The organism is Photobacterium sp. GB-72, assembly GCF_003026095.1.
GTDB lineage: Bacteria > Pseudomonadota > Gammaproteobacteria > Enterobacterales > Vibrionaceae > Photobacterium.
In genome coordinates, this window is record NZ_PYNV01000005.1 from 117,708 (window position 1) to 137,325 (window position 19,618).

The window sequence follows — 19,618 nt, forward strand, 5'->3', positions numbered from 1 at the left end:
TAATTTACAGTATCAATAACTTAGCTGCAAAGTTGTCACTTGCACTGATAAAGAAAATATTTATCATACAAATATCTTCTTTGTTCTATTAATAATTAAGGATTTACAATGGCTAAGGGCGATATGAAAACATGTAAAGGCAAACGTCGTGCACATTCACATGGTAATGCACGTTTAACGACAGAAGGTCAAAGAAAGCATCATCAAGCATAATTTGACCTAAATCGATCTTGCTAATACTCCGAAAACTAAGTCCAGTAATCTATATCTGGACTTAGTTTTTCTGATCGTGTTTATTTATACCATCGATTTCCATACGCTAAAGAATAATCAGGTTGATCGATTCCACTTGCCATCTTCTCATCATCTTGTAATGGGCCAATCACCGTTTTATAAGGAATAATTCCTGCCCAAACGGATAAATCCATATCTCGTTCATCATCATTTACTCCATTACAGCCAATTTTTACTGACGCCTCTGTTAATGGCATCATGAGTAATTCCGTCGCAGTAAGTTCTTTTTCATTACCTTGTCGTACACATTCACTTCGTCCCGGTGCGATTTGCTCAATAAAGTGGTTCAGTAACGCATTTTTATATTGGTTATCATCAATAGCATCAAACTGTCCAAAGACCATTGCTGAGCGATAATGGGCACTGTGATGAAATGCAGAGCGTGCAAGTACCCAACCATCAAATAACGTAAATGTTAAACAACAAGGTTGCCCCTTTTTTAACGCACGAATTAAACGGCTATTTTTAGCCCCATGGACATAGATATTATTATCAACTCGCCATACCAACATCGGAATAACTATAGGTTGCTCATTTTGCTCAATAGCAATATGTGCAAGTAAGCTTTCGTCAATTATTTGATAGAGCTTTTCTGTCTCGAAAACGGCTTTATTCGGATTTTTCTTTATCGTCGTTCTATCTGTGCTTGATAACATCGCAATCTCTCCTATTGATCCACAATTACACTTCCTTCTAATAGACATAACATCAAACTTTGGTACTGTAGGTAAGAGCCAGTTTTGAATAGTGGATGGATCCAGTTTGACATTAATTGATACCGGAGATTTAACCCTTTGCCATCATCAAGGCTCGCGCCAGCAGAGTTTGTTTAATGCTATTCGCGATAAAATCACCCAAGGATATTGGCCGAAGAACAGTAAGTTGCCATCAACTCGTCATCTAGCACAAATACTCGATGTCAGTCGTAATACGATTATTGCCACATACGACCAACTTGTTGCTGAAGGTTATATTCGTAGCCAAGCAGGTAGCGGTTTTTATGTCGCAGCCACCCTACCAGATCATTACCTCACGACAACGAGCAGTGAAGATTCACTTAAACAACCCACAACCAAACAACAAATAAACACAACGAATAATGCCTTTGCTCCTGGCGTACCAGATCTTGCCGCATTTCCTAGAAAAAAGTGGCAACGTCTTTATCTACAACAGTTTGATCGAACACAGTTTCTTGGTTGTAACGATCTACAAGGTGAGTGGGAGTTTAGAGAAGTATTAACGCATTACTTGAAAACATCACGCTCTGTCGATGTCACCGCCGATAGGATCATTTCAACATCGGGGGCACAACAAGCATTAATCATGGCAATAATGGCAAGCACTCAGCCTAACGATATAGTCCTTGTTGAAAATCCCGGTTATGCTCAAATGCGTAAAGTGGTTAACTTATGCAATGTAAAAATAGCACCGCTTTCAGTGACTCCATTCGATGGAATTAACCTTCAACAGTTATCGAAAACAAAAGCGAAAGCCATTTACATTACCCCCAGCAACCAATATCCATTAGGCACAACACTTAATATCTCTCAACGGATCCAATTACTAAAGTGGGCAAGCCAACATAATGTGACCATTATTGAAGATGATTACGACAGTGAATTTCAATATGCTCACCGCCCTTATCCTTCCTTACAAGGACTTGCAGCTCAAACCAATATCAATGTGAATATCATCTATATTGGTACTTTTAGTAAAGTGATGTGCAACAGTATTCGTCTTGGTTATATGGTCGTCCCTCAAGCTCTTCTTCCTCGTTACCTTGAGATAAAAGATGCTCTCAGCGGTGAAACGCAAGCCCAGCTTCAATTAGCAATGACGGAGTTTATTCATGACGGCCACTTGCTTCGTCACATTCGGAAAATGCGCCGGCTATACCAAGCAAAACATCAACAAATGCTCCAAAGTATTAAAGACAGTTTTGCCCAGCAATGGGAAGTGATCAGTCAAGCTGCGGGGCTTCATATTACCGTAAGATGGCACCAGAACGTCTGTGAAAAACAATTTTGTGATCAGGCTTTTAAGCACAATATTATTGTACGACCACTGAGTTATTATGAGCTGCCGAATACTATTCGAAACTGGCAGGGTATTGTACTTGGCTTTGGTAATACCTCCATTGATGACATACCAGTATTGATTGAGAACTTGAAAACTTGCTTCAACCACCTGTTAACGGAAAACAGACATGATGAATATTTTTAGTCAATTACCCGCTAAACTTGATAATGAAGAGTTTACCGACTTACTTAAAACCGATTCGGTACGAATTGAGCGCATTGTCTCGCAAGGACATATAACACCAGTAGATGAATGGTACGATCAATCTGAAAATGAATGGGTTATCGTATTAGAAGGAAGAGCTGAAGTGAGTTTTACCAATGGTGAAATTAAACGTATAGAAAAAGGCGATCACCTTTATATTCCAGCTCACCAAAAGCACCGCGTAAGTTGGACAGAACCAAATAAACTGACGATTTGGTTAGCGGTATTTTTTAATTAACAAGATCACCACACTAAGACAGCATTATGTTAGCGAAAAGCAGTGCGGACATTCCTGCGGGACTCTCGACCTCGGCTAGGTGCATCAATCACATACCAACGACCGCTTAAATTTTAGATACAAAAAAGCCCCGTCATTTCTGACGGGGCTTCGTTGTATTGGCGGAGCGGACGGGACTCGAACCCGCGACCCCCGGCGTGACAGGCCGGTATTCTAACCAACTGAACTACCGCTCCAATTCTTTATGAAACCCGATAAATCGAATCTCTATAATATGGCGGAGAGATAGGGATTTGAACCCTAGATACGCTATAAACGTATGCCGGTTTTCAAGACCGGTGCTTTCAACCACTCAGCCATCTCTCCGTAAGTGCCGCGAATAATACCTAGCAATCACTCACCTGTAAAGCCTATTTTTAAACAAATCCACCATTCGTTTAAAAAACAGGCTTTAGCGCGCATTTTTACTTAAATATCATACACAAAAAGTTCTAATTTTATTTATCCTGCTAATTTTTCAGCATTAATCTGTGCTTCAAGTTTTTCTCGACCTTGAGGTGTTATACGTAAACATTCTTCAAATTGACTAAAACGCTGACTTTCAATCTGATAATAAGCCGCCAGTAAATCAGGTTCTATCCCGACTCGCTGACGCGCTTCTTTTAAACTTAAATCCATTAGTTCTGCACAATTAATGGTATCTAATGGCTGACAGTCAGAAACGTATCCAAGATGCGCCGCTTTCTTAAATACAGCAATATCATCATCAGAAAATTTATACGGCCCTGGGTATAAATATTTAGCAGCAAACGCGTACATCTTCTTTTCTGCCGTTGACATTCGATTTGATGAGCCCATCGTAAAACCAATAACAAATGCCTCATCTTTCGGTAGCATTCCCCGCCCTAATAAAAGGTGAATAACATCATGATCTTCTAAGCTAACAGCGCCATTAAATAAATTGATCCCAGGGATATCAAACTTAGGATTCTCAATTAATCTCACAATCAATGGTATATCTGCGCTGCCAGCAGCCACTGGAGCTTGAGTCGCTAAACATTCTCTAATGGTGGCATTTTCTTCTTCTAACGGTACGTACCATTTTTTCCAATGCGTGCCGTTCGCTGGTAGTAAATTTTTCTTGATTCCATTTTCCATCTTAAATTCCTTTTCAAAGATTAAAGTTCAATTAACTGAGACAAGTTCTGTTGAATGTCTTTGCCCTTTTCAGCATCTTTAATACGGCTTTCCATTTGTTCGGTTAATTGATCCATTTCTAAAATAGATTGTGCCATTTGCGGTAAAGCTTTAACTCGATACTGGCTAATATCATTTAATGCAGCATTAATATTTGAAAAGGCTTGTTTTAACTTACTGATATCTAATTGGCTCTCAGAAGCTTGTTTTTGGATACTGACCCCTTGATCTCGAAGTTGCTCACTGGTTTGTAATATCAGATCATTAGTAGTGTCATTAACAGCTTGGGTCGCATCTAATAGTTTTTTCTGATGTTGAAGTGCAATCGACATGACTGACGCTGTTTCAAGCGCAGATACCGTCACATTTATCGCGCGATCAACACCTCGAATAAGCTCGCGGTTATTTTGCATGATAACTTCAGTGGTAATCACCGCTTGCTGATTAACAGCCAATGTTTGCTGCAAATCCATCACACGCTGACGTAATGGAAATAACACCTGCTCTTGTAAAAACTTAACTTTGGTTTCTGTATTTTGGGCTGTCTCGATTGTTTGATTTACTTTCTCGTCAAGCAATTGACCAAAACGAACATAATCTTCAAGCAGAAATGTTAGCTCACGATAACGAATTTGATCGGCTTCAAGCGTGATATTGTCACGTTGTAATTGTGCTTGACCGCCTCTAAGCGATTGCACAATATCCTTAATCACCCCTTCTGCCGTTTGATAACGTGAAAACCATTTCGCTATAGGGGTTCCAACAAAAGGAAGAAAGCTGAGTAAACGTCGTATCGTGCCCATGGTAAAATCAGTACGATTGGGGTTAACCGCATTCACTTGTTGTTGCAAGTCTAATAAGCTTTTTGCTGTTCCACCACCATCTTGAGCATCATCAACTAACGTATGCAATGGGGTTTTCAATAACTGGCTACATTGAGCTAACTGACGACAACTATCTTCACCTAAAGAGGTCATCAAGTTTGTCATGTCTCGTTGCTGCGTTAAATCACGTTCGCCGATAGCTAATAACATTGAAACGGTTTCTTCTACTTTCGTACTGATTTTATCGTGAGTTTCAGGAACTGATACTGGAATATCTAAGGCTTGTTTTACCGTATCAGGCGTCGCTACTATAAGAGTCGTATTTTCCTGTGCCATTGTTCATCCTTAACGAGTACTGTATTTTTGTGCGCGCTGTGCAAGTAGACGTAACTCTTCCATTGCCGTTTCTAATTCCATTCCTTGCTGCGATGAAAGAAGCGATATTTGAGAAAGTTGCGTTGTGACACGATCAAGCTCTGTCATTGCTTGTTCGTTTTCGATTAATACGGTTGTGATATGCTGATGAGCATCTTTATAGATAACAATTCGATGCTGCAAAGCATCTATTTTTTGTTCTAATAAGATTTGAGGCGATGTGATTTGTGTTAATTGGCAATTAAGATCACTGAGTTGCTGTTGAATATAGTCAATATCAATACCTGAGACGGCTTTAGTATTTACAATCACTGTCTGCAAATTATCTAACGCTCCAACAAAGACCGCTTCAGCCATTGTGATATAGCGTGAGTACGCTAATTCGTCTTTATTTAAGACCCTATCTAATACCTGCTGGAACGCATTGAATTTTAAACCTAATTGATCAACTTGCTTTAGCGCATCTTGCTGTTTTATTTGGCTTAGCTCTTGCTTTAAATCAACCAGCGTTTGCTCTCGTTGTTGTAATAAACTGCGATGATACTTCTCAACAATAGCCTTAGCATGAGAATTATAATTAACCTTATATCCCCACAGTAATTTACTAAAGCATAATGCAGTAGCTGCAATCGTGACTCCCCAGCTCAATAACTCACCAGAGAACAATAAGCTATATACGGCTCCAATCGCGCCCACCACACCACTATATATAACAATCGGGTGTTGAATACTGTTTGAAATTACCTGATTTTTAATAGCTTGAGGCGACAGAATATCCAATCTACTTCCTTTTAATAAGTTTCACTCATCAACGCAATTTCAACGCGCATTAATCTATTGGCATAACGGCGCTGACTTTCCCCACTTAATTGAATTAATGGTTCATCACTTCCTTTACCAACAGCATGAATACGACTGGCTTCAAAGCCGAGTTGATTAACTAAATAGCTTTTTACTGCCTTTGCGCGTTTGGCTGATAACTCGATATTTAACGCTTTATCACCACGTAGACCCGTATGACCTTCAACTAGAATTCGAAAATTCGGGTAATGCGATAAACTTTCAGCAGTAAGATTAAGTTGCTGCTGACCGTTTGGTGTCAGTCGCTCGCTACCACTAGAGAAAATAACTGGACGGGTTTTCAACGTGCCTATTTCACTCATATGTGCCCATTGCTTTGCACTTAATGCAGCAAATACTTGGCTAACTGGCCTGTGTGATGGTTCATTTAAAGCAATATCATTAAGTGTTTGTTGTACAGTTTGAATAGGAGGGGAATGTATTATCCTATAAGGATCATTATTGGGTAACCACTGTTGTGGCGTTGCTGATGTATCATTGATAATTGTAATAGTGCTATCGATGGTATCGAGTAGTAACTGGGATTGACTAAACCAAGCAGAGACGTTGTCGTTGAGCCCTATCCATCGTACACCGTTAAGCAACTGCTTAACTTGAGTATTCGGTAAGTCTGTAATACTTTCGAGCTCTTGAACTAATACATTAGGATTATCACGATAATATTTAAGTACCTTAAAATAGGTTGCTAATACGCGATCAAGTATTTCAGGCTTATTTTTAATCACGGTTTTATTGGCAAGAAGTACATCAACAATTAAGTTTTTCGTATCATCAGTACTAATAATGGTTTCAAAATTACCTTCGGCAAGCGCGGTTGACACGTCAGGCTCCCACAATACAGCAACATCTAATTTGCCTTCGATTAATTGTGATAACGCATCGCTTGAGCCAGCAGTCGCAACTCGTTTAACATTGTTAGATTTAAAAAGATTAAGATCGAAATGAGAAGATATCGCGCTCAGTAAGTGTTCACTGGGTGAATCATGAGTGTAACCAATCGATAAGGATTTATTCGTTTTCAAATCATTAATCGACGTAACAACATCGGTATTCGCGACAATAGCATCGCCACCATGTGACTCATCAATGACAGCTACGATACTGGCTGGGTAACGGTATACTTTACCAGATGTAATATAAGCATCCACACTTGCAACGGCAAAATCTAATTCACCGTTAGCTATACCTTCCATACGTTGGGAGTAATTAGCACCATCATCAATACAAGATAAACGATAACCTTCATTGCGTAATAATCGTCGCATTTCTTTAGAGCATAGTGGGTAATAGCCAACCCAGTTATCCATCCCTATTTTTATTACACCTTTGGTATTACGCGCATCCGATGTATCAGCATAAACATGATCATCAATATGGGGCTGTAAAAACTTATAGCTAATTAAACCCATTACCCCTAGCACTAAAATAAAAAGAGCAAACTTACTATGCTTTTGCATATATGACCTTTTTCTTAATTAAAACTAGCGACATCAAACTCTGCAGATTCTGCTAATACATTTTTTAGCCCTGCTAACAGTTTTTCTGGGTTATTAGCCGATTGGTAATAGGTGATCCCTTTTGCATTAAGCGCATGTTGCTCACCAATGCAAAAGCCTATGGTATGAATGGTAACGGGTGAGTCACGGTAGATACGATTAATCGCAGGTTGTGGGTTTTCTCCCTGGCTTGCATCACCATCGGTAACAATCACAACGTTATATTCCCCATAACCCAATTGTTTACTGGCTTGACGCTCTAATGCTGCGTAGCTCGAATCTAGAGAGCTTTTTAATGGTGTTGCACCACCAGCTGTTACGTCATAAATCGCTTGTTTTAATGTCGCTCGATTATTATTGCCAAGTGGTACACGCAATGACGCATCTTTATTATCAAAAACATATAACCCGACATTGGCTGAATTAGGAATATCGTTAATAAAAGTTTGTATTGCTTGCTTTGCCGCGACAATTTTCTTTTGCCCATTACCACAATTAGTATTATCCATCGAACCGCTACCATCAAAAATTAGTAGATAGTTAGTCGCCAGCCAATTATCGGAAACGAGTGCATTATCATTATTTAATGCTGGCCAATCATTTTTTAATGCGTCAAATCCATATCCACTTGATGCATCTGTTTTTTTTATCTGTGCACTACTGTCTTTTGATCCTGTCGAGTTAACCCCAGAGCTCGGTTTAAAAAACACCACAGCAAAAGCAATAAGGCAGCAAGAATAAATTATAAATCTCATATCATGCCCACTTATAAAGGTTGGAATACATCAGATTCAGCTTCTAACTGAATAATACGAAAGACGACACGCATATTTGATCGCCACTCAGATTCAGTTGCAGGAGCACAAGGTTCATTGCCACACATCCCTGTTTTTGGATTACCAAAACCATGACCAACTAAAGCAAACTGACTCGCATCTAAAGCAATGCCTTGATCGGTAGCGTATGTTAATACGCTTTGTTTAACGCTTTGCGCACGCGATAAGCTGATATTGCGGTTGGATTGTTTAATGCGGTTTAACACCACACCGGTTTCGCCTTTTTTCTTAGAGCGTAAATATTTCAAAGGATCACTGTGACCTTCAACAGTGATCACCGCACCACCATAAGTAGAGGCCAATTCAATTACACGCTTAAACTCTGTTTGATATAGCGACGAATTAAAGTTGTTTTGGTTAGGCTGAAAAGCGACTTCAAAAGAAAACAGTTCGCCATCTGCCAATGAATTCTGTTGCTGTTTCTTTGCAACCACTGAAGCGACACGCTCACTGTTAAAACGTGATTTATTATTAAACTCAATATCAGCACCTAATTGGGTAAAATCCCAATTTGCTAATTGAGGAAGTGAGGAAGCTGACGTTAAACCGAGTCGCTTTAACGTCGTTTGGATTTCTTTACTGACTTTCGTAATATTTCTTGGGTACGCCATGTCACTAAACAATTGCTTATTAGCGTTAATATCTAAATGCTCTGCGTCAGCATAAAGCCCTTTTATATCTTCTATTGCATCGGGAGAATCAAGCAACAGATCAGCAGAATAAGACAATAACGGTGTCAATTTTGCGTTTTGAGCGTTCGCATTATTAAACAAAACCTTCACTTCATCTGTTGCGCTATTTAACGCTTTTACAAAATTCATTACGTCACTGCGATGGCTATTAAAATAATCCGCTCGCACCGCATAAACATCCGCTATCACTCGGTTAGCCGTTTTAGTTGACATTAATATCTTCGCGCCTTTAACCGAATCTTCAGATCCAGTACCTACAGCTCCCCCCGATGTCAGTGCTAACGCATCAGGTAGAATTACAAATACAGCATCGACATCATTTTCATATAGCGCACTGGCTGGGCTATTATTCGTTCCAGTAAGATCGGGCAACCATTTAATGGTGACATCATCAGGTGTTAATCCTGCATCTTTTAATACAGCTCCCATATAATCCACATGCGGACCATACGCTTGAAGCGCAATCGTCTTACCTTTTAAATCTGCCACGGTACGAATAGTTGGTTTAACAACTAAAGCATCACCACCTGATGACCAAGATAATTGATGAATAATAATAGGGGTAACAGAAGGGTTGCTGACAAGTAAATCAGAAGCAGCATTAACCATCCCTAATGTTCCGCGAAGGTATGGCGTTTTTCCTGATAAGTAATTCGTGAGCTGATCTGAAAATTTATCATTTCGACTTAATCTAAATTTCAGTCCATAACTAGAAAAAAGAGAATTACTTGAGGTGATCGATTGGCTACCATTCGCATAAATCGTATTAATATCTGCGCCCCAAGTAATCACTGGCAGTTCAAAAGTCTGTTCATTAACTTTTGAAACTGGCGTATTAATAAGTTGGGCAAGTGGTATTGGATTTATATATTGGGGTTTTGCTGCAGCAAACGTTGAAATCATTACAGCCAACAAAAAAAGCCAATACCGAAAATATCTGATCATCAATCCCATTTTTTCCCCCATTACAACAGTCAAAAACGTAACTACGCTTTTTTGAGTAATAGGTACCATACCGGATAAAAAATACGCGTCAGGTTTGTAGCACGAAACATATGTCAATTTGCGATTGAATTCATAGTAATTATATAAACTATTTTTTGACTTTCAGTTTTTCTAGATAACGCGCATTGAATAGTCATTCACTAAAAACAATGAAACTTGCTTATAAATATGTATTTTAATGTCATTCATTCACTACCAATGCAATCGTTGTGCGTTTTGTTTGAGTCATGTCCGTAAATTGTTAACTCAAAGTCAAATCAACCCGCGCAATAAAACACTTTTCAATTCCATGACATTTAGCTTGTGAATGCATCATATTCTCCCAATCAGCAGTTAGTGACATTCAAGAGTTAGAGTATTAACTCTTGAAAAACCAATAAAAACATAAAGGAAATTATGATGAAAAAGATTCTATTACCATTAGCACTTGTTCTTACAACAGCATCTGGCGTAGCACTTGCCGATCAGACTGGTCCATACGTAGGTGCAAGCCTTGGTAATGCAACAACGGATCTTAAAGCTGACCATTGGGAACATAACTACGACGAAAATGTAGTTGCATACGGCTTATACGGTGGTTACAACTTCACTGAAAATCTTGGTCTTGAAGCAACATTAGGCCAAACTGGCGAACAAGATAACATTAAAAAAGGTTACGCGACTCTGACTCCTCGCGTAATGATGCCAATTAATGATCAGTTATCCCTATTTGCGAAAGCTGGTGTTGCTTACGTTGCTGTGGATGGCGATTACGATGGCATCGGCAATATGAACCGTCACGATATTGATGTTGATGGTTTTGGCTGGACTGCGGGTGCGGGTGTTAACTTTGCCGTTGCTGAACACATCGATCTTCGTGCAGGTATTGACTACTTATCAACAGATCTTGAAAAAGCGGATAACGACAAAGATTTAAACATCGACTCAGAAACAACGATGTACTACGTAGGTGTTAACTACAATTTCTAATGTAGTGTGATCATCTCTAATTGAAAAAAAGCCATTAACGAAAGTTAATGGCTTTTTTCATTATTGCAGTAAAGCACGTTAGATATTTTTACCCAATCTGATTTTTGTGGAATTTTTATTCGTTTACCTCACTAAAAATGAACATATGATCAACCCAAAGATCATCCGCTCAGCATTTAAAACCAAAGTTATTCTAGTTAGGAGCAACATCTCGCGGTTAACTTCAATTTAACCCACTTTTATTGGGATCCAAACAGGATTTATTCGCATTTTGAATTGACAAAAACACTGAAAAAGTCAATTATCAATTCATCAAATGCTCTTACATAAACCATTCGCTCACAATGTGTGTAAATGGCTTTGTATGAACAGGTTAAGAATAAGTAATAAATTCTTTTGAGCATGACAGCATTTCACGTTATAAATAGTGGCTGGCATGGCATGAGCCCTATAGATAAGGTCAATAGATATGAGCACAAAATTAGAACAACTACGCGCACTAACTACTGTTGTAGCAGATACTGGCGATATTAAAGACATTAAAAAATACCAACCAGAAGACGCAACAACTAACCCATCTTTGATCTTAAAAGCGGCACAAATCGCTGAATACGCACCACTTATCGATGCTTCTATCGCTTATGCAAAATCACAAGGTGATGATAAAGCACAACAAGTACAAGATACTTGCGACATGCTTGCAGTAAGCATTGGTAAAGAAATTCTTAACGTTGTACCAGGCCGTATTTCAACTGAAGTTGATGCACGCCTTTCTTACGATACAGAAGGCAGTGTTACTAAAGCACGTCAACTTATCAAAATGTACAACGATGCTGGTATCAGCAACGATCGTATCCTAATCAAACTAGCTTCTACTTGGGAAGGTATCCGTGCAGCGGAAATCCTAGAAAAAGAAGGTATCAACTGTAACCTAACGCTTCTATTCTCTTTTGCGCAGGCTCGTGCTTGTGCTGAAGCTGGCGTATTCCTTATTTCGCCATTCGTTGGTCGTATTATGGACTGGTACAAAGCGAAAGAAGGTCGTGATTTTGCACCACAAGAAGATCCAGGTGTGATTTCTGTAACGAATATCTATAACTACTACAAAGAACACGGTTACAATACCGTAGTTATGGGCGCAAGCTTCCGTAATACTGGTGAAATTCTTGAACTAGCAGGTTGTGACCGTTTAACGATTAGTCCACAACTTCTTCAAGAACTAGAAGAAGCACAAGGTGAGGTTGTTGAGAAACTAAAAGCAACAACTGATCTGAAAGATCGTCCGGCAGCAATGACACATGCTGAGTTCCTATGGGAACATAATCAAGATCCAATGGCCGTTGAGAAACTAGCGGAAGGTATCCGTAACTTCGCAATTGACCAAGGTAAACTTGAAGCTATGATTGCAGAGCGTCTTTAATCGCTTAATTAAGTATTCCAGAAAGCGGCCTTTGCCGCTTTCTTAAGTTTAAATCTCATATATTTGGTGGAAACACTATGGAACATAAAATGTTAGCGAATGCGATTCGTGCTCTAAGCATGGATGGTGTACAACAAGCAAATTCTGGTCACCCTGGCGCACCTATGGGTATGGCAGATATCGCTGAAGTACTTTGGCGTGGTCACATGAATCACAACCCACAAAACCCACAGTGGGCTGATCGCGACCGTTTTGTATTATCAAACGGCCACGGTTCAATGCTTATCTATTCGCTACTTCACCTTACAGGTTACGATCTTTCTATCGATGATCTGAAGAATTTCCGTCAACTTCACTCTAAAACACCGGGTCACCCAGAATACGGTTACGCGCCAGGTGTTGAAACAACAACAGGTCCTTTAGGCCAAGGTATTACTAATGCGGTTGGTATGGCACTTGCTGAAAAAGCAATGGCTGCACAATTTAACCGTGAAGGTCATGACGTTGTTGATCACTATACATACTCTTTCCTTGGTGATGGCTGTCTAATGGAAGGTGTTTCTCACGAAGCATGTTCACTAGCAGGTACATTAGGTCTTGGTAAACTGATCGCATTCTGGGATGACAACGGTATTTCTATCGATGGTCACGTTGAAGGTTGGTTCACTGATAATACGCCAGAGCGTTTTGAATCTTACGGCTGGCATGTCATCCCTGCTGTTGATGGTCATGATGCAGCAGCAATTAATGCAGCAATTGAAGCAGCTAAAGCTGAAACAGGTAAGCCAACACTTATTTGTTGCAAAACAATCATTGGTTTTGGTTCTCCAAACAAATCTGGCTCTCACGACTGTCACGGTGCTCCACTAGGCGCTGATGAAATTAAAGCAGCACGTGAATTCCTAGGTTGGACTTACGGCGCATTTGAAATCCCAGCAGAAATCTATGCTGAATGGGATGCGAAAGAAGCAGGTAAAGTGAAAGAAGCTGCATGGGATGAGAAGTTTGCCGCATACGCTGCTGCTTACCCTGAATTAGCTGCTGAATTCAAACGTCGTATGAACGGCGAGCTACCAGCAAACTGGGAACAAGTGACATCGGAAGTTATTGCAGATCTTCAAGCAAACCCTGCAAATATTGCTTCTCGTAAAGCATCACAAAACGCACTTGAAGCATTCGGTAAAATTTTACCTGAATTCATGGGCGGTTCTGCAGACCTTGCACCATCAAACCTAACCATGTGGTCTGGCTCTAAGTCAATCACTCCAACAGATGCTTCTGGTAACTACATTCACTACGGTGTACGTGAATTTGGTATGACTGCAATCATCAATGGTATGGCACTACACGGTGGTTTTGTTCCTTACGGTGCAACATTCCTAATGTTTATGGAATATGCACGTAATGCAATGCGTATGGCTGCACTGATGAAAATTCAGAACATTCAAGTTTACACGCACGATTCCATCGGTTTAGGTGAAGATGGTCCTACACACCAACCTGTAGAGCAGATTGCTTCTCTACGCCTAACACCAAACATGAGCACATGGCGTCCATGTGACCAAGTTGAATCAGCAGTGGCTTGGAAATACGCAATCGAGCGTAAAGATGGTCCAACATCGCTAATCTTCTCTCGTCAAAACCTAACACAACAAGATCGTGATGCTGCACAAGTAGCTAACATCGCTAAGGGTGGTTACATCCTTAAAGACTGTGAAGGTCAACCTGAGCTAATTTTAATTGCAACAGGTTCAGAAGTCGGTATTGCAGCCGAAGCTTACGCGCAACTAACGGCTGAAGGTCGTAAGGTACGCCTTGTTTCTATGCCTGCAACAGATCTGTTTGACAAGCAAGATGCCGCATACCGTGAAAGCGTATTACCTTCAGATGTAACAGCACGTATTGCTATTGAAGCTGGTATTGCTGATTTCTGGTACAAGTATGTTGGTTTCGATGGCCGTATCATCGGTATGACAACATTTGGTGAATCAGCACCAGCTGAAGAGCTATTTAAAATGTTTGGCTTTACAACAGATAATATTGTTGAAACAGCAAAAGAATTATTAGCATAATCGCTTAATAATCATGAAAAAGCCGAGCTTTAAAGCTCGGCTTTTTACTTTCATAAAATGTACTAAATGTTACATATTCAAAGCAACTGATTAGAGACATTAAGCTGTAATAGCTCTTCCCCATTCACTTCAAAACGCAACTTTAAGTGCCCTTCAGTTGATAAGTCTTTAATTAATTTAATCCCTTTACCAGCAAATCTCCGGCTTATTAGTTCATGTATGTCATTGATTAAATTAACCTTATCTTCATTAGATAACACTGATTGTGATGTGACTTTATAGGTGTTAAAAAACATAATTTAAGCTCTGTTCAGACATTTAATCACCCTATGTCAAGTTGCATATTTTGACAATTTTATTTTTGTTTATACATGTAAAGATTAATTAATTTCTTACGTAGAACATTTAACACTTAAAATGAATAAACCTTAATTAATAGACCTATTTCGTTATATCAGCAATTACCAAAAACAAAACTTTTGATTATAAAAACGTGTATTGTTCAATATTTAAATTAAGCGTAAATTTAAATCCATAGACAGACACCAACTTATTTTTAACGCTGTTTATCAAAGGATTTAGTTATGGCACATTTTAATAGTCAAGAGCACAAAGGTTCACAAGGCGGTCATCAACATGGCGCTGAGTTCGAGCATGAAAAAATGGAACGTCGTTACGATGACGGTGCTGAGCATAAACATAACCGTGATCATCATGAAATGCGTGATCATGAGAAAAGTCACCCACATACACAACATGGTGGTGATCCTGTAGGTCATAAGCACCCAGAACAAACTCATGGCGATCGTCATGAACATGATGAGCATCGTCATCATAAAACTAAAGAGCATGACCATAAAGAGTCATCTCGTTTACACCACAAAACATCAACTAAATAAGACTATTTAGTTGAGATAACGTTCTTATTTAAATAAGAATAATATAAAAAGATTAAGAGCCCAATTAATGAAAGTCTATTTTTATTAATTGGGTTTTTCTATTTATATTATCAATTTCTAATTAAGTAAGGCTCAATAAAATCTAACACTTCATTTTCACAAAGCCCAACTTCAACCTCGATACCCGCCTCTTTTAAAACCGCGATACCTTTACCACTATTGCGACTGTCTGGATCCAGTGTTGCAACAACAACTTTCTTAATACCTCGTTCAACCAATGTATGTGCACAAGAAGGAGTACGTCCGACGAATGAGCACGGTTCTAATGTCACATAAGCAGTAACATCCGTAAAAGGACCGTCATAATTAGCTAGCGCCATCGCTTCAGCATGGTGTTGCCCTGGCGGCTGAGTAAATCCTTCACTCACAACCTCACCATCTTTAACTAATACACATCCAACAGGAGGATTCGGGCGACAGGCTGGTAATGATTGATGAGATAATAAAAGTGCACGCATCATAAATGCTTGTTCTTGAAAATCGTGGTTCATGGTTTCAATACACCTTCGAATAAAACATCTAGTGTATGCTGAATCATAAAAAAAAGCATTTGTGAATAATAACGTATTTATTTTTAATAAAATGTCACTGAATTATGAATGAAATATGAATACTTGCATCATGCTTAATTCAGAGGAAATATCGTTTACTGTGTCCTTCTTAATATAGAGAGACAACCATGAAACGCGTTATCACGACTCTAGTCTTATCATTAACACTGCATTCGTTATCAGCTTTTGCCATGACCGCCAGTTCTCCACAATATACCCAACAGATCACAGATAGTACGATTAAGTATCTGGACCATACTCAACAATTAAATTCCAATCAGCAACAACAAAGCCATGTGTTGACGACAATAAATAACAATAATTACTTATCAACCACAGGGCATAAGGAAGGGCATTTAGAAAGAAACCGGTGGGAAGAAACCCGTATAAACCGAAGCAACAACCGCTATCGAGAAGAACATAGAAATAAATAATCTCATTCATCAGCCCAAGTTTTGAATCATTCAGTTCAGCCTTGGGCTTTTAGTCAATAACGTAACGAATATTATATCAACACCAACACAAGAATGGTTTTAGGCCCATAACAATTGTCAATAAATCATCGGAACAATGTCTATCATTTAAACAGTAAAAATATAAAACATTGTAAAATAACTAACTTATGTAAGATATTATCTACTTTTAATAAAAATACACCGTAGAATTACTAATCACAACATTAGTTCATTTACGGTTCAGAAAAGCTATGTTTTTATACTCCATCGCAAAAATAAGCTAGTGCCGATTGCACTCACTAAAAATAAAAAACTGACGAGCATTCCAGATTTATGTCTACGTTAAAAACGACAATCTTGAGCAAATTTATTAATTTTCGCTATATTAGCCTTGCAGGTATTTCTCTTATTACTGTAGCTGCAGTTTTATCTATTAATACAACATCAACCCCTCATAAACAGACGGAAGTACAGCTACCCATTTCAACCACACCTGAAGTTGTTCTCCCAGCATTATCACCAAAAGCAATGCAAAAGACAGTCGACATACCGCCGAGTTATGAATATAAGATCAAAAAAGGCGATACCTTAAGTGAGATTTTTTCACGACTGTCGATCCCCTATTCTGATGTCCAATCAATTATGGAAGCCGATTTAAACACGCTTCAAATTGATAAGTTAAAACCCGGCGATATATTACGTTTTTGGATTAATGAAAGTGATCACCAGCTGAATAAATTAGAGCTTGAGTTCAGTTTAGCGCAGCGAATTGATTACATTCGTACTAAAGATGGCGATTTCGATGTAAAAGAGATCACATTACCTGGGGTATGGCGTGAAACAGTTGCGACTGGAACAATTCATGGCAGCTTTAGCGCATCAACTCGTAAAGCCGGGTTATCACACAGTGAGACTCTAGAAATCATGTCTTTATTAAAAGATAAAATGAATTTTAATAAAGACTTAAAAGCAGGTGATACCTTTGAAGTTGTCACTAAACGCAAATATATTAAAAACCAAGCCACCAATGATAGTGAATTACAAGCGATCCGCATTTATTCAGGTAAACGTTTAATTTCAGCCTATTTACACACTGATGGAAATTTTTATGACCAAAATGGTGATAGCTTACAACGTGCATTCCTTCGTTACCCTTATCCGGCGTCGAAGCATTTCCGTATCAGTTCGCCATTTAACCCAAACCGTATTCACCCAGTTACAGGCCGTCGCCAACCACATAATGGTGTGGATTTTGCGACACCATCAGGTACACCAGTACTCGCAACAGGTGATGGCGTTGTAACGTTAGTGACTAACCACCCTTATGCGGGACGTTATGTCGTCATTAAACACAGTGCTAACTACAGCACTCGTTACTTACATAACAGCCGTATTTTGGTTAAGAAAGGCCAACATGTTAAACGTGGTCAAGAAATTGCGCTATCAGGAAGCACAGGCCGTGTAACAGGCCCACACATTCACTATGAATTCTTAATTCGAGGAAAAGCAGTAAATCCAATGACAGCAAAAATTCCATTGGCAGCGTCTGTTCCTCGTAAAGAAAAGAAAGAGTTTGAAAGCGAGGTCGCTAAATATAATAGCTTGATTAAACAATCGGTCGAACAAGATAAAAACCAAATCGCAAGTGTGAATAAATAATACACCAAGCTTTAGTTCAATCATCATAAAACACACGAAAAGCACTTCTTAAATAGAAGTGCTTTTATTTCAGCTCAAACATAACAACTCGCAACAAGTATCTATTACGATAATAACAATTTAATATAACAACAAAGATACATTTAGAAACATTTTACTCGGTAAACATCACTATTTTTGTGACAATGTTATCTATTTATAAAATGAATTTACGCTTATTCTTTTGCCATTGTATGCGCCATGATTGACCTCCTTGTGTTATCGGCATCCAACAATTTTCTATTCTTATATACACTACCGAATACAGGAAGTATCTATGGCTAAGAAAACGCCACCTTTTGAATTTGCCGGCTTATCGATTGACGCGGGTAAACACATTAATTGTGAATTAGAAATTGCTCGTCTTTATACTCATTCACCTCTTTCGGTTTCTGTTGATATTCTTCATGGTAAACACCCAGGTCCCGTATTATTAATCAATGCGGCGATTCATGGTGATGAATTAAATGGTATTGAGGTTGTACGTCAAGTTATTGAAAAAATAGATTTAAACAAACTTCACGGAACGATTATTGCGGTACCTGTGGTTAACGTTTTTGGCTTTATTCATAAATCTCGCTACTTACCCGATCGTCGAGATTTGAACCGTTGTTTCCCTGGCTCTGAACGGGGCTCAATTGCAGGACGCATGGCTTACCAATATTTTAATCAAGTGGTTCGTCGTGCATCGCATGTTATCGATCTACATACCGCTGCAATTTACCGTACTAACTTACCTCAAATTAGAGCTAACCTTGAAAATCCATTAGCTAAAGAGATGGCAATGGCATTTGGCTCGCCGGTTGTCGTTGACGCAAGTCTGCGCGAGGGCTCATTACGAGCAGCTGCTGAAGCATTTAACATACCCGTGATCACATTTGAGGCAGGTGAGGCGTTACGTCTTGATCCACATGCAGTAGGATCTGGCGTTCAAGGCGTATTAAAGGTAATGCGTCATCTAAATATGCTGCGCACTAGCCGTAGCAAAAAAGTTATTGAACCAATGGTGCCAAAAGCGACCCGTTGGATTCGTGCCGACTATGATGGCTTGCTTCGATCCCATGTGGCCTTGGGGGAGAAGGTATCGAAAGATCAAGTCATCGCCACTATTAGCGATCCTGCTGGCAGCAGTGAAGCACCTGTTATTGCGCCACAAGGTGGGATCGTCATTGGCCAGCAAACATTGCCTTTAGTTAACGAAGGTGATGCTATTTTCCATATTGCTTTCTTTGAAGAGCCCGATGGCTTAGTTGAAGAGCAAGTGGAAAGTTACCTTGATGATGCCATCGAAGAATTAGATGATGAGCTAAAATGGGGTATGACAAACTGATTTAGCAGTTCGATCTTCAGTGTAAAATATACAGATATAAAAAAGGCTAAGTGCGAACACTTA

Annotated in this window: 18 protein-coding genes and 2 tRNA genes; 10 read left to right on the forward strand and 10 right to left on the reverse strand. The window is 39.2% G+C overall.

The features are described from left to right. Window positions 1–108: 108 nt before the first annotated feature. Window positions 109–213 (forward strand): 30S ribosomal protein THX, encoded by a 105-nt coding sequence (locus C9J40_RS08265; RefSeq protein WP_005366407.1) that lies wholly within the window; start codon window positions 109–111, stop codon window positions 211–213. Between the two features lie 80 nt (window positions 214–293). Here C9J40_RS08265 and C9J40_RS08270 read toward each other — a convergent pair whose 3' ends face one another. Further along, window positions 294–950, reverse strand: a complete 657-nt coding sequence (locus tag C9J40_RS08270; protein WP_107246472.1) for a pyridoxamine 5'-phosphate oxidase family protein — start codon at window positions 948–950, stop codon at window positions 294–296. 91 nt (window positions 951–1,041) lie between these two features. Between C9J40_RS08270 and C9J40_RS08275 the strand changes: the two genes are divergently transcribed. Continuing rightward, entirely contained in the window at window positions 1,042–2,517 is a 1,476-nt protein-coding gene (locus tag C9J40_RS08275) for a PLP-dependent aminotransferase family protein (protein WP_199188065.1), read from the forward strand. Beyond that, window positions 2,501–2,815, forward strand: coding sequence for a cupin domain-containing protein (locus C9J40_RS08280; RefSeq protein WP_107207341.1), 315 nt, complete (start codon window positions 2,501–2,503; stop codon window positions 2,813–2,815). The genes C9J40_RS08275 and C9J40_RS08280 overlap by 17 nt, the downstream gene beginning before the upstream one ends. 159 nt (window positions 2,816–2,974) lie before the next feature. Here the strand turns inward: C9J40_RS08280 and C9J40_RS08285 are convergent. The 8 genes from C9J40_RS08285 to C9J40_RS08320 all read right to left on the reverse strand — a co-directional run bounded on the left by C9J40_RS08285 (window position 2,975) and on the right by C9J40_RS08320 (window position 9,999). Next, window positions 2,975–3,051: transfer RNA gene (locus tag C9J40_RS08285), tRNA-Asp, on the reverse strand. 39 nt (window positions 3,052–3,090) lie between these two features. Then, window positions 3,091–3,181, reverse strand: a tRNA-Ser gene (locus C9J40_RS08290). Window positions 3,182–3,316: 135 nt separating this feature from the next. Continuing rightward, entirely contained in the window at window positions 3,317–3,973 is a 657-nt protein-coding gene (locus tag C9J40_RS08295; protein WP_052955886.1) for a hypothetical protein, read from the reverse strand. Window positions 3,974–3,993: 20 nt separating this feature from the next. Then, on the reverse strand, window positions 3,994–5,172 hold the full coding sequence (locus C9J40_RS08300) for a toxic anion resistance protein (RefSeq protein WP_105061550.1): 1,179 nt from the start codon (window positions 5,170–5,172) through the stop codon (window positions 3,994–3,996). A gap of 9 nt (window positions 5,173–5,181) precedes the next feature. Next, a complete protein-coding gene (locus C9J40_RS08305; RefSeq protein ID WP_005366422.1) occupies window positions 5,182–5,991 on the reverse strand; it encodes a hypothetical protein in 810 nt (269 codons plus the stop codon). A gap of 11 nt (window positions 5,992–6,002) precedes the next feature. Beyond that, the gene (locus C9J40_RS08310) at window positions 6,003–7,529 is read right to left on the reverse strand and encodes a phosphate ABC transporter substrate-binding/OmpA family protein (protein WP_107246475.1); all 1,527 of its coding nucleotides are present in this window, start codon (window positions 7,527–7,529) and stop codon (window positions 6,003–6,005) included. 14 nt (window positions 7,530–7,543) lie between these two features. Further along, window positions 7,544–8,323 carry a VWA domain-containing protein gene (locus C9J40_RS08315; protein WP_045148438.1) on the reverse strand — a complete coding sequence of 260 codons (780 nt, stop codon included), beginning with the start codon at window positions 8,321–8,323 and terminating at the stop codon, window positions 7,544–7,546. Window positions 8,324–8,334: 11 nt separating this feature from the next. Beyond that, on the reverse strand, window positions 8,335–9,999 hold the full coding sequence (locus C9J40_RS08320; RefSeq protein ID WP_233217705.1) for an ABC transporter substrate-binding protein: 1,665 nt from the start codon (window positions 9,997–9,999) through the stop codon (window positions 8,335–8,337). A 501-nt stretch (window positions 10,000–10,500) separates the two neighbouring features. On the opposite strand from C9J40_RS08320, the gene C9J40_RS08325 reads away from it, so the two are divergent. The 4 genes from C9J40_RS08325 to C9J40_RS08345 all read left to right on the forward strand — a co-directional run bounded on the left by C9J40_RS08325 (window position 10,501) and on the right by C9J40_RS08345 (window position 15,461). Beyond that, window positions 10,501–11,070, forward strand: a complete 570-nt coding sequence (locus tag C9J40_RS08325; protein ID WP_107207342.1) for an outer membrane protein — start codon at window positions 10,501–10,503, stop codon at window positions 11,068–11,070. Between the two features lie 469 nt (window positions 11,071–11,539). After that, complete coding sequence (gene tal / locus C9J40_RS08330) at window positions 11,540–12,490, forward strand: transaldolase (protein ID WP_107246478.1); 951 nt, start codon at window positions 11,540–11,542, stop codon at window positions 12,488–12,490. Between the two features lie 77 nt (window positions 12,491–12,567). Next, entirely contained in the window at window positions 12,568–14,562 is a 1,995-nt protein-coding gene (gene tkt, locus C9J40_RS08335; RefSeq protein ID WP_107207344.1) for a transketolase, read from the forward strand. A 584-nt stretch (window positions 14,563–15,146) separates the two neighbouring features. Then, the gene (locus tag C9J40_RS08345; RefSeq protein ID WP_045083097.1) at window positions 15,147–15,461 is read left to right on the forward strand and encodes a hypothetical protein; all 315 of its coding nucleotides are present in this window, start codon (window positions 15,147–15,149) and stop codon (window positions 15,459–15,461) included. Between the two features lie 110 nt (window positions 15,462–15,571). Here C9J40_RS08345 and C9J40_RS08350 read toward each other — a convergent pair whose 3' ends face one another. After that, a complete protein-coding gene (locus C9J40_RS08350; RefSeq protein ID WP_107246481.1) occupies window positions 15,572–16,012 on the reverse strand; it encodes a bifunctional diaminohydroxyphosphoribosylaminopyrimidine deaminase/5-amino-6-(5-phosphoribosylamino)uracil reductase RibD in 441 nt (146 codons plus the stop codon). A gap of 188 nt (window positions 16,013–16,200) precedes the next feature. Between C9J40_RS08350 and C9J40_RS21935 the strand changes: the two genes are divergently transcribed. From C9J40_RS21935 to C9J40_RS08360, 3 genes are all read left to right on the forward strand, one after another. Further along, window positions 16,201–16,506: a hypothetical protein gene (locus tag C9J40_RS21935; protein ID WP_146144957.1), complete on the forward strand. Its 306-nt coding sequence runs from the start codon at window positions 16,201–16,203 to the stop codon at window positions 16,504–16,506. Between the two features lie 354 nt (window positions 16,507–16,860). Next, complete coding sequence (locus tag C9J40_RS08355) at window positions 16,861–18,186, forward strand: peptidoglycan DD-metalloendopeptidase family protein (RefSeq protein WP_107246483.1); 1,326 nt, start codon at window positions 16,861–16,863, stop codon at window positions 18,184–18,186. 316 nt (window positions 18,187–18,502) lie between these two features. Continuing rightward, window positions 18,503–19,555: a succinylglutamate desuccinylase/aspartoacylase family protein gene (locus C9J40_RS08360; protein WP_107207348.1), complete on the forward strand. Its 1,053-nt coding sequence runs from the start codon at window positions 18,503–18,505 to the stop codon at window positions 19,553–19,555. The last annotated feature ends 63 nt before the right edge of the window (window positions 19,556–19,618 follow it).

Excerpts from the sequence above, each read along its gene's own strand:
- C9J40_RS08265 (WP_005366407.1), top strand. The coding sequence starts at position 109 with ATGGCTAAGGGCGATATGAAAACATGTAAAGGCAAACGTCGTGCACAT.
- C9J40_RS08270 (WP_107246472.1), bottom strand. The coding sequence starts at position 950 with ATGTTATCAAGCACAGATAGAACGACGATAAAGAAAAATCCGAATAAA.
- C9J40_RS08280 (WP_107207341.1), top strand. The coding sequence starts at position 2,501 with ATGATGAATATTTTTAGTCAATTACCCGCTAAACTTGATAATGAAGAG.
- C9J40_RS08295 (WP_052955886.1), bottom strand. The coding sequence starts at position 3,973 with ATGGAAAATGGAATCAAGAAAAATTTACTACCAGCGAACGGCACGCAT.
- C9J40_RS08300 (WP_105061550.1), bottom strand. The coding sequence starts at position 5,172 with ATGGCACAGGAAAATACGACTCTTATAGTAGCGACGCCTGATACGGTA.
- C9J40_RS08310 (WP_107246475.1), bottom strand. The coding sequence starts at position 7,529 with ATGCAAAAGCATAGTAAGTTTGCTCTTTTTATTTTAGTGCTAGGGGTA.
- C9J40_RS08315 (WP_045148438.1), bottom strand. The coding sequence starts at position 8,323 with ATGAGATTTATAATTTATTCTTGCTGCCTTATTGCTTTTGCTGTGGTG.
- C9J40_RS08320 (WP_233217705.1), bottom strand. The coding sequence starts at position 9,999 with ATGATTTCAACGTTTGCTGCAGCAAAACCCCAATATATAAATCCAATA.
- C9J40_RS08325 (WP_107207342.1), top strand. The coding sequence starts at position 10,501 with ATGAAAAAGATTCTATTACCATTAGCACTTGTTCTTACAACAGCATCT.
- tal (WP_107246478.1), top strand. The coding sequence starts at position 11,540 with ATGAGCACAAAATTAGAACAACTACGCGCACTAACTACTGTTGTAGCA.
- tkt (WP_107207344.1), top strand. The coding sequence starts at position 12,568 with ATGGAACATAAAATGTTAGCGAATGCGATTCGTGCTCTAAGCATGGAT.
- C9J40_RS08345 (WP_045083097.1), top strand. The coding sequence starts at position 15,147 with ATGGCACATTTTAATAGTCAAGAGCACAAAGGTTCACAAGGCGGTCAT.
- C9J40_RS08350 (WP_107246481.1), bottom strand. The coding sequence starts at position 16,012 with ATGAACCACGATTTTCAAGAACAAGCATTTATGATGCGTGCACTTTTA.
- C9J40_RS21935 (WP_146144957.1), top strand. The coding sequence starts at position 16,201 with ATGAAACGCGTTATCACGACTCTAGTCTTATCATTAACACTGCATTCG.
- C9J40_RS08355 (WP_107246483.1), top strand. The coding sequence starts at position 16,861 with ATGTCTACGTTAAAAACGACAATCTTGAGCAAATTTATTAATTTTCGC.
- C9J40_RS08360 (WP_107207348.1), top strand. The coding sequence starts at position 18,503 with ATGGCTAAGAAAACGCCACCTTTTGAATTTGCCGGCTTATCGATTGAC.